Genomic DNA, 12,827 nt, shown 5'->3' with positions numbered 1-12,827 from the left:
TGATGTTTTATGTTAAAATGTGAAGGAATTACTGGAAAAGGAGAATGTTAGAAGATGTTCATTGCCATCGTTCATGGAATTGTGCTTGCCTTTGGCCTCATTTTACCATTGGGCGCACAAAATGTATTTGTGTTTCAGCAAGGAGCGCTTCAGCCGCGATTATATCAGGCTTTACCTGTTGTTATCACTGCTGCTCTTTGTGACACACTTTTAATTACGTTAGCTGTCATTGGAGTTTCTGTTGTGGTGTTCACCATTCCTATGCTGCAAATGTGTCTTTATCTCATTGGATTTTGTTTTTTAGTTTATATGGGATGGTCTGTGTGGAACACAAGCTCATCAACAGATGCTAAAGAGCAGCGGGAATTCATGCCTGCGAGAAAACAAATTCTCTTTGCCTGTTCAGTTTCACTTTTAAATCCCCACGCCATTCTCGATACCATTGGCGTGATTGGAACAAATTTGCTTCAATATAACGGGTCAGAAAAACTGGCATTTACACTCGCTTGTATCATCGTGTCCTGGTTATGGTTTATTGGGCTCGCTCTTTTAGGGAAAATGCTAGGGAAGTTAGATACAAACGGTAAGTGGATGAACCGTATCAATAAAGCTTCAGCGGTCATGATCTGGCTTGTCTCGTTATATATTGCGTATCAATTGGTTGTATAAAAGTACATAGAGAAAAAAGAGAGAAGCGTTTGGGCAGATGAGAGCCCGCGCTTTTTTGTATTTTGAAGTTTAGCCACCTTTGCATGAGCGTAGCGCTCATGCTTTTTTCATCAGGTCATTTTTTGAAAATCGTTTGATTTAATAGGCGGAAAGCTTGTACGATATCATCCATTTGTTCTATATCCGAGGAAGTTAGGCTGTCTAATAGCATCCTTTCGATATGCTGGAAGGCTTCGTTCATACAGGCACGACCTTTGTCAGACAGCATGATCACATGCTTTCGCTTATCATCTTTGTCTTCCTTTTTATCTATCAATTGTTTTTCGTGTAGTTTTTTTAGTTCTCTGCTGACATTCGGAAGAGACATGTGCTGACAGTCGGCAATTTCACTAGGCGTAAGCGGTTCGCTGACTGCTAGCTGCTCTAGTATTAAGTATTGCAAGGTCGTTAAGTTAGCTGGTTTGACTTTGTTCATCAGGTCATGTTTTAGTTCTGAAAAAGTAGAAGCAAATGCTACGAATTCCTTGAAGAAATGGGGATGCTTCATGTTTATCACCTCCTACGTAACATACCAAAATTATTATCAAAAAACAATTATCATTTGACAACTATAAAACGGAGGTATATCCTTTAGTTATCAAATGATAATAAAAGGAGCTAACACATGAATGTACTCATTATTTATACCCACCCCCATCACAATAGTTTAAATGGTGCTTTTTTAAAAGAAATTATGAAAGGCACTGAAGAGAATCCACTAGTTCATGAAGTGAAAATCATCGATTTATACAAAGAAGAATTTGATCCCGTGCTGATTTTTAATAAAGAGAAAAAAAGGCGTGACATGCATAAGGACCCTGACATTCGGGTGTATCAGGAGAAGATCAAATGGGCGGACAAAATCGTGTTCGTATATCCTATTTGGTGGGGAAGACCTCCAGCCATGCTGCTTGGCTTTATTGACCGCATGTTTGCTGCGAATTTTGCTTATCGTCAAACAGGCGGGCTGTTTCCAGAAGGACTGTTAAAAGGAAAAAGTGCTGTTTGTGTATCGACGATGCAAGGACCAACCAACTACCCTTTGTTCTTTTTGCAAAATGCACACAAGATCTTAATGAAACGAGCCCTTTTACACTATGTCGGAATCAAACCTGTGAAGTTCTTTGAGTTCGGCATGATGGAAAGCCCAAAAGGAAAACATGACGTCAAATTAAAACGTATTTACAACTATTTCAGAAAAATCAGCTCATAAAACAGTTAGCGAAGTCACTTTTCTTCTAATTCGATCCTTTTATGTTTTAAAATAACAGTGAGGGTGGGAGAACTCTTCCTCGTCATTTGAAAAGGGGGATATGGATGAAGAAAACATTGTTTAAAGATGCAGCGCTTTTAACTCTTGATCCAACTTTAGGTTTTTTAGAAAAAGGAGATTTATTAATTGAAGGGACACACATTTTAGAAGTCGGACCTTTAATTGAAGCAAATGATGCCGCCATTGTTGATGCGTCCGATATGGTGATCATGCCAGGGCTTGTGGATACACATCGTCATGTGTGGCAGTCTGTCATCAGAGGCATAGGCACAGATTGGTCTTTGCAGACATATTTGAGCAAAATCTATTATGGGAACTATGGTGCGATGAGACGCCCATCTGACGATCGAATTGCAAATTATTTAGGGGCATTAGATGCATTAGATGCCGGAGTGACCACATTTCTAGACTGGACGATGATCAATTCAATGGATCATACAGAAGAACTCATCGGAGGGTTGAAAGATGCGGGCATTCGAGCTGTTTTTGCTTTCGGTTCCTCTGGAGATGCTGAGTATTGGGATAGGGGGAGCACGCTCACCAATATGGAGGACGCAGCACGCGTGAAAAAAGCACATTTTCAATCATCAGATCAGCTTTTGACAATGGGGCTTGCGATTCGTGGACCAGAGTTTTCTTCATGGGAAACTTCAGTATTTGAAATTGAAACAGCCCGGTCGCTAGATGCTTTATGCAGTATGCACATTGGCTTTGGGAACTGGGGAGCGGAGGATCGTTCGATTGAGCGGCTTCACAAAGCAGGGTTACTTGGACCTGATCTCAACATGGTGCATATCAATGCAATCGATGCGGATCAAATGAAGATGCTGGCAGATAGCGGAAGCTCCATATCCATTACACCTGAAATTGAGATGATGATGGGTCACGGTTATCCTGTCACAGGACTTGCGATCGAACAAGGTGTTCTTCCAACGCTCGGTGTAGACGTGGTCACAGCGACAGGCGGAGATTTGTTTGCTCAAATGAAATTCGGGCTTCAGGCAGAGCGTGCGATCCAAAATCAATCATTGCTGATGGAGGGCATCATGCCAGGACCTGAACTTGGGATTTCTGCTCATCAAATGCTTGAAGCTGCGACGATCAATGGAGCTCGTGCATTACAGCTTGATCATAAAATTGGCTCGCTCACACCTGGAAAAGAAGCTGATTTCATCCTGATCGACCGGACAAGCATGAATCTTCTGCCGATGACAGACCCTGCTGGAGCGGTTGTCCAAACGGCACATCCTTCAAATGTTGATTCTGTCTATGTGGCTGGAAAAGCAGTGAAACGAAACGGAAAGCTTGTCGGTGTGAACCTAGAAGAGGTCAAACGGAAAGCTTATGCGGCAAGAGATCATATTCTATCACATAAGTTTGAATCAACTCCATCATAAACAAACATATCCCCATAGGCAACTGCCTATGGGGAATAAATTACAAGGATTCTTTAATGACCTTTTTGTAATACTGGACAGATAGGAATCCGAAGATAGAATATAACACCGTATAAATCGACATGACGATGAGCATTGGTGTCCACAGTTCACCGCCGAATAAAAACCAGCCTGATTGTATTGCAAAGTAGCTGTGCAGTAATCCGATGATGAGCGGAATCCCAAAGTTAAATAGCTGTTTGAGCCGAATGCCTTTTAATAGATCTTTCTCTGTAAAGCCAAGCTTACGTAAGATCGTGTACGAGCTTTGTTCCTCTTCACTTTCATTCATCTGTTTGAAGTATAAAATACAGCCTGATGTGACAAGGAAGCTTAGGCCTAAAAATCCGAGGACAAACATCATCAGTCCCATTGTTTGTTTCTGCTGCTGAGCTGAAGCTAATTGAGACATGCTGTCATCACCCATTTTTAAAGAAGTAAAGATGTCATTGGCTTGTTCAATATGTTTCTCATCATTTACATTGATCGCAATATATTGGTTATTCTCAAGCTGAAGCTTAGGATCCTTGTTTTGGTCCAGCTGTTCAAAGACGTTTTGACTAACAACGGCAACAGGCATGCCGCCAGCAGTGAACCGGTAAGAGATTAAGTAATCTTTTTTCATATCAATGACTTTTAAATCAAGCGGTTGCTTGATAAGAAGTTTCACATCACCCGAGCTTTGAATCGGCATGAATTTCTTCAATAAATCACTGTAGCCGCTTAAGATGACTTCGTTGTTTTCAACATGAATATGAGGTGCATTTTTCTCACTGATCACAGGCAGTGTCAAGACTCCTGGATCCTTCTTCAAACTTTGTAATTCCGAATCCATGATCTTCTTTGCGTCAAAATCCGCTTGAATGACCTTGAACTGCTTTTTTTCATATGCAATATGCTTGTCTGAAAGTGCACGAGTGAAGGTGGCTGCTTCCTTTTCAGAGCCCATGACAAAATGTGATGGAATCTGTTGTTCAGCCGTTTTTTCTGCTGAGTAATAGGAAATGTAGCTTAAAGATAACAACCCGATCGCAAGAGCAGATACGGTTGTAATAATCGTTAAAAGCAGTGCACTTGATTTTAACCGGAACATAATAGATGACAAAGACAGGACTTCATGAATGGCGAGATAGCCATTTTTTCTTTTCCGTACAATATTGGCAATGAAAGAAACAGAGCCTTTATAAAAAAGAAAGGTACCGATAATGACAGAGGCTAGAATATAAATCATGGCTGAAAATAACTCAAGCATGGACGTGTATGAGCCGCTAAAAAGCTGAGAAGAAATATAATAGCCTGAGCCGATCAAGACAATACCGAAAACCCCAATGATGATTTCAAACACAGAGATTTTTTTCACACGCTGCTCTGTAGAAGACGTGGTTCTAAACAAAGATAAAATCGTCTGTCTATTAATAAACCATCTATTTCTTAACATAATTAATCCATAGATGATGAAAAAGACGATGAGTGTCTGCAAAAGGGCCATGCCTGAAAAATGCAGGTTGGCGATGGCATTCACGCCGGTTACTTTAAATAACACCATCAGCATGAGCTTTGAACCGATAAATCCAGCTATGATGCCAACAGCCATTGAGAACATGTAGAGGATAAAATTTTCTGCATTGAGCAGTTTGGCAATTTTTTGTTTCGTCATGCCAATGAGCTGCAGGAGACCTATTTCTTTCCCTCGGCGTTTAATAAAAATGCTGTTCGCATATAACAGGAAGATCCCAACAATGGCAATGAGTAGCACCGAAGCGGCTTTAATCGATGCACCGCCCTTAATGGACCCTTTTACATCATCAAGTGCTGGTGAGTACTGCAAGGTGACAAAAGAAAAGTAGAGCGCCACACTAAATACAAGAGCGAACACGTATAAGTAGTAATTTTTCAAATTTTTCTTCAGGTTTCGGAAGACGAGCTGATTAATGTTCATGCTTCACACCGCCTAAGACACCTTGCGTTTTCATAATATCCTCGAAAAACATCTTTCTCTCTAAAGCACCTTTATTTAACTGAGTATAGATTTGTCCGTCCTTGATAAAAATGACGCGTCTTGAATAGCTGGCTGCGACAGGATCATGTGTCACCATGACAATGGTTGCTTTTCGTTTTTGATTGAAATCTTGCAGCTTATTGAGTAAATCAGATGCAGATTTGGAATCAAGCGCTCCAGTAGGTTCATCCGCAAAAATCAGACTCGGCTCATGAATGAAGGCACGAACTGCTGATGTCCTCTGCTTTTGTCCACCAGAGAGTTCATTCGGGTATTTGTCTCTTAGTTCATAGATACCCATGTCCTCCGCAAGCTGTTGAAAACGTTCGAAAGCTTCTTTCTTCGGCGTTTTGGAGATAGATAATGGCAAGAGGATGTTCTCTTTGACCGTGAGTGTATCAAGTAAGTTATAATCCTGAAAAACAAAGCCAAGCTGCTTTTTTCTGAATTCTGCGAGCTGCTGATCCTTCATTTGTGTCATCTCAACATCTGCAATACGAATCGATCCGCTGGATACATGATCAATAGAGGACAATACGTTCAGAAGGGTTGTTTTCCCCGAACCTGATGGCCCCATGATGCTGACGAATTCTCCGGCTTCAATGGTCAAGTCAATGCCACTCAGCACCTCTTGTTTGTTGAATTTATTTCCGTAGCTTTTATATATTTTGCGAGCTTCTAAAATGTTCATTTGTCGATCCCCTTTTCTATTTCATTGATACCTCTAGTATAAAAAGAAGCCCGCCGCACTTCCTTCGATTTGGCGAACAAAACAGACGAGCATGTGACATTGTTGTCACATGCTTGTTTTTTTAAACAGTTCACGTATTTTGTTTAAGTTTATTTCTGATCATCACACATTCATTTTATCTGTTTTTCATTGTTATGTATCAATCTTCTTGGATTTTTCTTGGAGGAGCTTTACAAGGTCATTTTAATCATGTATGATATGCATATTAAATATATGCATAGTAAATCTATGTATAGGGAGTGACCAATAATGAAAGTAAGTAAAGAGCTTTTAAAGGGAAGTACAGCTACTCTAATTTTAAGCTTGTTAAATGAAAAGCCAATGTATGGATATGAAATGATCAAAACATTAGAGGAGAAGTCAGAAGGTATTTTCAGCTTTAAAGAAGGAACAATCTATCCTATTTTGCACAACTTGGAGGGGAAAGAATTCATTATCTCTTACTGGGGCGAAGGGAATGGCAACCGGAAAAGAAAATATTACAAAATAAATGAACAAGGAAAAGCATTTATGAACGAAAAGAAAGAAGAATGGGATGTTTTCAAAAATGCAGTCGATGGCGTGTTGAACGGAGAGAAAATCGCATGGGATTAGAAAAAAAGTTTGAAAAGTATATGAAGAATGTATGTAAACGAGTCAAAAATAAAGATGTCCATTCGGAAATCAAACTTGAACTTATGGATCATCTATACACGCTAAAAGAGGAAGCGATGAATGCTGGGATGTCTGAAGCAGAGGCTGTAGATCAAGCGCTAGAGCAAATTGGGGATGCGGCCATTCTTGGAGCACAGCTTCATGAAACACATAAAACCCAAATGGATCTTAAAATGATTCTTCTTGTGTTAGCCGCTTGTTCTTTTGGACTGCTTGTCATGTACTTTTTGCAGTTTCATTCAGGGTTTACAAATCTTCAAGATATGAATATTTTTTATAAAAGTCTCACCTATTATTTAGTTGGACTAGTGCTTATGTTTGTTTTATTTTCCTTCGATTATCGGCGCTTATTGTCATACTCTTGGCATTTATACATAGGAACGCTTGGAATGGTGCTTCTGACGATGATTTTTGGCATAAGAGTAAACGGTGTTCTGTTTTTAAGATTAAGCGATATCTCAATCAATTTGACGGAGGTCGTACCATTTCTTGTGGCTGTTTCTTTAGCAGGTATTTTTCATTCATGGAATTGGGAGAATGGTTTTAAAGCTTGGCTTGGAGTAGGGGTGATGGCTTTACCAGTTATGTTAATCAGTATTATCGGTTTTCTTCCTGCAACTGTCATCTGTTTTGTCATGTGCTTAACGATGATGTATGTGTCTAGTGCACGTTTAAGCCAAATCATTCCGCTGGCAGCAGCAGGCGGTTTATATCTAATGTTTTCTCTTTTTCAAGCAGGTAGACAACTTTACACAGTCCATCAATTTAGTTCAAACGGACTTCAAATCATTCCTTCTGCAATGTCCGAGGTTCACACTGATTGGATGTTTACATATATCATTTTTTCATTTGGCTGGCTAGCAGGAGTCGTTGTACTTATGTTGTTTGTCATTTTTATTTACCGAATCTTTCATTCAACAAAACGCGTAAAAATGGCTTATGGCAAAATGCTGATGACAGGTTTTGCAGCTGTGTTTGCAGCAAAATTGATTTTAAGCATTGCTACTAATTTCGGCTTGCTGCCTTTTTCTGGATTGGCCATGCCTTTCATGAGCTATGGCGGTTCTCATATTCTGCTTGAATTGATGGCTGTTGGGATGATTTTAAGTATTTATAGACGTAGAAAGATGGGAGATGTTGTGGGTCAAGAGGCAGAGAGCATTTCTTAAATCAAAGAGTGAAATCTCTTCGCACTTGCTTGGGAGCCAGATGCGAAGAGATTTTGATTCGTCTATTTTGTCACATGCTCGCAATATGCACAAAATCATTCTTTTTCGGAAAGATGAAGGTGAAGGTTGTGCCTTGATCTATCGTGGAGTTGACCTCGATCTTGATATGAAGAGCGTCTGCTCCTTTTTTTGTTAAATAGAGTCCCATTCCTGTTGAGGCTGTGTCATTGTGATGTCTTGTTGAGGTAAAGCCTTTTTCAAAAATACGTGGAATGTCTCTTGGGTCAATTCCTCTGCCTTGATCTGTAATCGTCAGCATCACTTGGTCATCCATTTTCTTGCTTTCAATGGCAATATCGGACGAATGACTGTACTTGACTGCATTTGTGAGTACCTGCCTGATCATAAAGGATAACCATTTTGTATCACTTAATACGTGACGTTCTTCTAGCGTGATTTCAAAGCCGATTCCTTTTTGCATGCACCATGATTGGAGCGCTTTGATTTCCTTCGCTATGATGCTTTGCAGGTCCAGCTGTTCAATAAATAAATCATTTTCGATATGACGTATTCTGCTTTGATGCAGCTGGGCATCGAGTAATAAATGAATTCTGAGCCATTCGTACGTCATATTCGATTTCAGCGGCTGTTCTGTTAAACGGTCAATCATTAAGTGCATCGCTGTGAGAGGTGTTTTCACTTCATGTATCCATGAGAGCAATTCATCCTTCTCTTCTTCAAGGGCGATTTGCTGCTCTGCTGCCATTAGCCTGTAGCGGGCAATTTGCTCAGACGTCGCATCATGTACAAGCTGTTCAAATGGGGAAGATGGAGTGAGCCGCATTTGATGATCAATATGATCGTCCCATTCTTTCAGACGCTCATAATACGCCGTTTCTTTACGGTATCGGAAAAAGAGAAAGACGATCATGAAAAACGTAGATAATAACACAATATAAAAAAGCGACGCCATTGGAATGGTTGTATCCAAATAAGCAACAAGCAGAATGAGGAGCTGCAAACCAAGAAAGAACAGGATCCAGCTTCTTCGTTCTTTTAAAAATGCTTGCAGCATCATTGATCATCCTTTTCTTTTGCAAGATAGCCTTGGCCCACTTTTGTTTCAATGTAGGTGCCAAGGGAGATCTCATCTAGTTTTTTTCTAAGGCGATTGACGTTTACGGTCAGTGTGTTGTCACTGACAAACCGTTCATCCTCCCACAATGCTTGAATGAGTGATTCACGGCTGACAATATGATTTTTATGCTGAATCAATTCCTTAAGAATAAACAGTTCATTTTTTGTTAATTCCACTTCACCGTGGTCATTTGTGACGGTGTTTTTTTCTAGATCAATCGTAGCGCCGCACCATACCTTTAGGCTAGCCGGTTCTGCATTATAATCATGCACGCGGCGAAGAACAGCACTGACTTTGGCAATGAGCACGTCAAAGTGAAAGGGCTTTTGTACAAAATCATCGGCACCGAGCTGCATTGACATGACCATATCAGCAGGATGGTCACGAGAGGAGAGGAAGATGATTGGTACATTTGAATGATGCCGAATCATCCGGCACCAATGAAAGCCATCGTATTTTGGCAGCTGTATATCAATAATGACGAGATCAGGCTGAACAGAAGTGAATTCCTGCATCACCTGTTGAAAATCGTGAATCCCATAAACATCATAGGACCAGTTGACTAGACGTTCTTTGATTTCTTGGAAGAGGGTTGTATCGTCCTCAATGAGTAGAATTTTAAACAAAACCAGCACCACACTTTTTGTATTCGCTTGTATGTCATTGTAGCGGAAAAAAGATGCTGCCGCTAGAAGCAGATAAGAAAAAAGCAAGGGAAGGGGTCCCTTGCTTCTGTTTATTTACCTAAAAAGTGCTTTTTAAAGAATGATAGTTGATACTCGAGTGTGAGCGGATCATTAAAATAGAATTCTTCTGCATTTGCCACATACACACGATGTTTTTTCACAGCTGGTATGGACTTGTAAATTTCACTGTTTTGATAGGAATTGTCCATTTCGCTGTTTTTACTAATGATCATATAGTCTCCAGCAAATTCAGGGATGACCTCTTGCGAAACTGCATAGTAGCCAGCTTTTAATGCTTTTTCTTTCACTTTTTCAGGCATTTTTAGTTTCATTTCTTGGTAGAGAATTTCTGTGCCGCGGCCCCATGCATCTCCAAACACGTAAAGATCTTTTGTGCCGCTTTCAAATACAGAAACCGTCGCATCCTTACCGATTTTTGCTTTGATTTCTTTTCCAGCTTCAGCTGCGCGTTCTTTAAAATCTTTTACCCATGATTTGGCTTCTTTTTCTTTGTTTAATACTTTTCCAATTTCAATATGCTGCTGAAGGTAATCGACTTTGTTATACGTAAACAAGACGGTTGGTGCGATTTTTTTTAGTTTTTCTACATTTTTTGTATTGCTTAAGCCAATGATGACATCAGGCTTTAGCTTCATGATTTTTTCCACATTCTCATCCGACACTTCTTCCACATTTTTTAATTCCTTTTGGAAGCGTGGGTTCTTTTTTGACCAAGAGTCGACGCCGACCAGGTTCACACCAAGTGACTTGACATTACCTGTGTAGGAACCAAGTACAACGACACGTTTTGGATGCGCTGGCAGCTTCACAGGGCCATTTTCAGATTCATATGTAATCTTGTCTGATGATGTTGATTGATTTCCTTTATTTGAGGAAGAGCTGCTGCTATTGCCACATGCGCTCAATGCAAGTACAAAGATGAGCATCAGAGGGAACAATATTTTCTTCATGAATGTAGACTCCTTTGAAATCGGCACATTAGCCGGGTATTTGATTGTATGAGTGATAATGATAATTATTATCACTTGGATATCATATCATAGAAGTACGGTCTATTGTCAATTACATTTTGATAGTTGGTGATAAAAAATAGGAGGGGAGATTTTTGGTAGAAAAAAAAGATCAAGGCACCGTATGACCTGATCTTTTTTTTATTTAAACCAGCCTTTTTCTTTAGAGCGTGTGATAGCCTCAATACGGTTTTTCACTTCTAGTTTATCTAAAATAATGGAAATGTAGTTACGGACAGTGCCGCTTTTAATGCTGAGTTCCTTTGCGATCTCTTTCGTGTTTTTGCCGTCTGCGACGAGTTCAAGGACGGATTTTTCTCGTTGGGTTAAAGGATTTTCGTCGCTATATAAGTCTTCCATCAATTCAGGGGCGTATACCTTTTTTCCTTTCATCACGCTGCGAATGGCACTTGCCAGATCTTCGCTTGGGCTGTCTTTCAGCATATAGCCGCTAACGCCAGCTTTCAGCGCCCTTTGGAAATATCCAGAACGGGCAAAGGTCGTTAAAATGATGATTTTCACATCTGATTCCTTGAGTTCTTCGGCTGCATCAAGTCCCGTTTTCCCTGGCATTTCAATATCCATTAAACAAATATCAACGGGGTGTTTTTTAGCAAAATCAATGGCGTCCTGTCCGTTTGTGCCTTTTCCAACAACCGTCATATCATCTTCTAAATCAAGTAGTGAACCGAGTGCACCAAGCAGCATTTGCTGATCCTCTGCGATAAAAATGTTGATCATTTCATTCCCTCCTTGTCTTTTGCTGCTGAATCATTTGGAATGCTCATGATCAGCTTCGTCCCATTTTTTGTCTCAAGGTGAAGGCGTCCATTTGCAAATTCCAATCGTTCTCTAATCCCTAAAAGGCCATGTCCCTTCGTTTGAGAGGAGGGGGGATCTCCTTTAAATGTCCCATCATCTTCAACTGTGATGACCGCTTCTTTTGACTTTTGATGAATGGTTATTTTACAGAATGTGGCATCACTATGTTTGACGATATTGGTGACCGCTTCTTTGATACACATGCTCACAATGTTTTCGTTGAGAAGAGAGATATGTTTCGGTGCTTCCTTTTCATCATAGATCAATTCAATCCCGGCCGCTTCGAGAATTTGCTCTATGTTCAACATTTCATCCTTGATCCGAATACCTTTCATGGAGGAAACAATTTTCCGCACTTCATTGAGAGACGTTCTGGCTGTTTGCTGGACACTTTTCAGTTCGGCGCGTGCCTGCTCTGGGTCTTTATAAACCAGTTTTCGTGCAAGATCACTCTTTAAACCGATGAGGGAAAGCTTTTGTCCAAGGGTATCATGCAGATCACGTGCAATGCGCTGCCTTTCTTCAATTTTTACAAGGTCAGCAATACGTTCATTGGCATCTTCTAATTTCTCTTCGAGCCGTTCACGTTCCTTCCTGCTTCGAATGCTGAGAGGGAGGAGAATGGCACTAATGAGTGTAATGAGAACCAAGGGAATTTGCGTGAGAAACCAGCCCTTTTTTAAGATCAGACTGAAGTTTACCGCAATGGCGGCGCTCCCGACATGAATATAGTATAAGATATAGAAAGGTACTTTTCTTTTAATATGCCCATTGAAATAGGCGATGCAAAAAGCGAAATAAATGTAGCTGTAGAGTATGACATAGCCAGTAGAAATCGCAATCAAGAGAAGGCCTAATACATATAAAGACCAGCCTTTTGCGATAAAGGCAAAACGATAGACAGCGAAAAAGACAACGTTCAAAATAATGCCGATCACAATGCCTAAAGTCGAAGGAGCCTTAATGATAAAATAAAAGGGAAGGATGAAAAAAATGGCCCATATATACGGGGATATCCCATGCAATTTTTGAATTTTAAGTTGTTTTTTCATCCGTGAATCACCTTTTCCATTTTTTCATTCTTTTTCACTACTTTATCAAATTGAACACGTTATCGCATCCTGTAAATACCAACAAGCTCCTTCTATTGTAAGAAAGAG

General features: G+C 40.2%; 13 protein-coding genes. 5 read left to right on the top strand and 8 right to left on the bottom strand.

Going from position 1 to position 12,827, the window contains the following annotated elements; genetic code table 11:
- Window positions 1–54: 54 nt before the first annotated feature.
- On the top strand, window positions 55–669 hold the full coding sequence (locus NST39_RS13995) for a LysE/ArgO family amino acid transporter (protein ID WP_341028895.1): 615 nt from the start codon (window positions 55–57) through the stop codon (window positions 667–669).
- Window positions 670–784: 115 nt separating this feature from the next.
- Here NST39_RS13995 and NST39_RS13990 read toward each other — a convergent pair whose 3' ends face one another.
- Window positions 785–1,216 (bottom strand): MarR family winged helix-turn-helix transcriptional regulator, encoded by a 432-nt coding sequence (locus NST39_RS13990; protein ID WP_341028893.1) that lies wholly within the window; start codon window positions 1,214–1,216, stop codon window positions 785–787.
- A gap of 117 nt (window positions 1,217–1,333) precedes the next feature.
- Here NST39_RS13990 and NST39_RS13985 point away from each other — a divergent pair, with 117 nt between their 5' ends.
- Window positions 1,334–1,921 (top strand): NAD(P)H-dependent oxidoreductase, encoded by a 588-nt coding sequence (locus tag NST39_RS13985; protein WP_044139320.1) that lies wholly within the window; start codon window positions 1,334–1,336, stop codon window positions 1,919–1,921.
- 104 nt (window positions 1,922–2,025) lie between these two features.
- Window positions 2,026–3,378 (top strand): amidohydrolase family protein, encoded by a 1,353-nt coding sequence (locus NST39_RS13980; protein ID WP_341028891.1) that lies wholly within the window; start codon window positions 2,026–2,028, stop codon window positions 3,376–3,378.
- A 40-nt stretch (window positions 3,379–3,418) separates the two neighbouring features.
- Here the strand turns inward: NST39_RS13980 and NST39_RS13975 are convergent, their stop codons facing one another.
- Together NST39_RS13975 and NST39_RS13970 are read right to left on the bottom strand one after the other, a co-directional pair.
- Window positions 3,419–5,356 carry an ABC transporter permease gene (locus NST39_RS13975; protein ID WP_341028889.1) on the bottom strand — a complete coding sequence of 646 codons (1,938 nt, stop codon included), beginning with the start codon at window positions 5,354–5,356 and terminating at the stop codon, window positions 3,419–3,421.
- Complete coding sequence (locus NST39_RS13970) at window positions 5,346–6,107, bottom strand: ABC transporter ATP-binding protein (protein ID WP_341028888.1); 762 nt, start codon at window positions 6,105–6,107, stop codon at window positions 5,346–5,348. Before NST39_RS13970 ends, NST39_RS13975 begins: the two co-directional genes overlap by 11 nt.
- 309 nt (window positions 6,108–6,416) lie before the next feature.
- On the opposite strand from NST39_RS13970, the gene NST39_RS13965 reads away from it, so the two are divergent.
- Both NST39_RS13965 and NST39_RS13960 read left to right on the top strand, forming a co-directional pair.
- The gene (locus NST39_RS13965; RefSeq protein WP_044139316.1) at window positions 6,417–6,761 is read left to right on the top strand and encodes a PadR family transcriptional regulator; all 345 of its coding nucleotides are present in this window, start codon (window positions 6,417–6,419) and stop codon (window positions 6,759–6,761) included.
- Window positions 6,752–7,990 carry an FtsW/RodA/SpoVE family cell cycle protein gene (locus NST39_RS13960; RefSeq protein WP_341028886.1) on the top strand — a complete coding sequence of 413 codons (1,239 nt, stop codon included), beginning with the start codon at window positions 6,752–6,754 and terminating at the stop codon, window positions 7,988–7,990. Before NST39_RS13965 ends, NST39_RS13960 begins: the two co-directional genes overlap by 10 nt.
- 70 nt (window positions 7,991–8,060) lie before the next feature.
- Here NST39_RS13960 and NST39_RS13955 read toward each other — a convergent pair whose 3' ends face one another.
- The 5 genes from NST39_RS13955 to NST39_RS13935 form a co-directional block, all read right to left on the bottom strand.
- Window positions 8,061–9,065, bottom strand: a complete 1,005-nt coding sequence (locus NST39_RS13955; RefSeq protein WP_341028882.1) for a sensor histidine kinase — start codon at window positions 9,063–9,065, stop codon at window positions 8,061–8,063.
- Window positions 9,065–9,754: a response regulator transcription factor gene (locus tag NST39_RS13950; protein ID WP_148660152.1), complete on the bottom strand. Its 690-nt coding sequence runs from the start codon at window positions 9,752–9,754 to the stop codon at window positions 9,065–9,067. Before NST39_RS13950 ends, NST39_RS13955 begins: the two co-directional genes overlap by 1 nt.
- 110 nt (window positions 9,755–9,864) lie before the next feature.
- Window positions 9,865–10,785 carry an iron-hydroxamate ABC transporter substrate-binding protein gene (locus NST39_RS13945; RefSeq protein ID WP_044139313.1) on the bottom strand — a complete coding sequence of 307 codons (921 nt, stop codon included), beginning with the start codon at window positions 10,783–10,785 and terminating at the stop codon, window positions 9,865–9,867.
- Window positions 10,786–10,986: 201 nt separating this feature from the next.
- Window positions 10,987–11,586, bottom strand: a complete 600-nt coding sequence (locus NST39_RS13940; RefSeq protein ID WP_341028879.1) for a response regulator transcription factor — start codon at window positions 11,584–11,586, stop codon at window positions 10,987–10,989.
- A complete protein-coding gene (locus tag NST39_RS13935; RefSeq protein ID WP_341028877.1) occupies window positions 11,583–12,719 on the bottom strand; it encodes a sensor histidine kinase in 1,137 nt (378 codons plus the stop codon). Before NST39_RS13935 ends, NST39_RS13940 begins: the two co-directional genes overlap by 4 nt.
- Window positions 12,720–12,827 lie beyond the last annotated feature (108 nt).

The organism is Bacillus sp. FSL W8-0645, from assembly GCF_038007905.1.
In the GTDB taxonomy this organism is placed as follows: domain Bacteria; phylum Bacillota; class Bacilli; order Bacillales; family Bacillaceae; genus Bacillus; species Bacillus pumilus.
This window is presented reverse-complemented; position numbering and strand designations above follow the sequence as displayed.

Excerpts from the sequence above, each read along its gene's own strand:
- NST39_RS13975 (WP_341028889.1), bottom strand. The coding sequence starts at position 5,356 with ATGAACATTAATCAGCTCGTCTTCCGAAACCTGAAGAAAAATTTGAAA.
- NST39_RS13960 (WP_341028886.1), top strand. The coding sequence starts at position 6,752 with ATGGGATTAGAAAAAAAGTTTGAAAAGTATATGAAGAATGTATGTAAA.
- NST39_RS13995 (WP_341028895.1), top strand. The coding sequence starts at position 55 with ATGTTCATTGCCATCGTTCATGGAATTGTGCTTGCCTTTGGCCTCATT.
- NST39_RS13940 (WP_341028879.1), bottom strand. The coding sequence starts at position 11,586 with ATGATCAACATTTTTATCGCAGAGGATCAGCAAATGCTGCTTGGTGCA.
- NST39_RS13985 (WP_044139320.1), top strand. The coding sequence starts at position 1,334 with ATGAATGTACTCATTATTTATACCCACCCCCATCACAATAGTTTAAAT.
- NST39_RS13970 (WP_341028888.1), bottom strand. The coding sequence starts at position 6,107 with ATGAACATTTTAGAAGCTCGCAAAATATATAAAAGCTACGGAAATAAA.
- NST39_RS13990 (WP_341028893.1), bottom strand. The coding sequence starts at position 1,216 with ATGAAGCATCCCCATTTCTTCAAGGAATTCGTAGCATTTGCTTCTACT.
- NST39_RS13935 (WP_341028877.1), bottom strand. The coding sequence starts at position 12,719 with ATGAAAAAACAACTTAAAATTCAAAAATTGCATGGGATATCCCCGTAT.
- NST39_RS13955 (WP_341028882.1), bottom strand. The coding sequence starts at position 9,065 with ATGCTGCAAGCATTTTTAAAAGAACGAAGAAGCTGGATCCTGTTCTTT.
- NST39_RS13980 (WP_341028891.1), top strand. The coding sequence starts at position 2,026 with ATGAAGAAAACATTGTTTAAAGATGCAGCGCTTTTAACTCTTGATCCA.
- NST39_RS13965 (WP_044139316.1), top strand. The coding sequence starts at position 6,417 with ATGAAAGTAAGTAAAGAGCTTTTAAAGGGAAGTACAGCTACTCTAATT.
- NST39_RS13945 (WP_044139313.1), bottom strand. The coding sequence starts at position 10,785 with ATGAAGAAAATATTGTTCCCTCTGATGCTCATCTTTGTACTTGCATTG.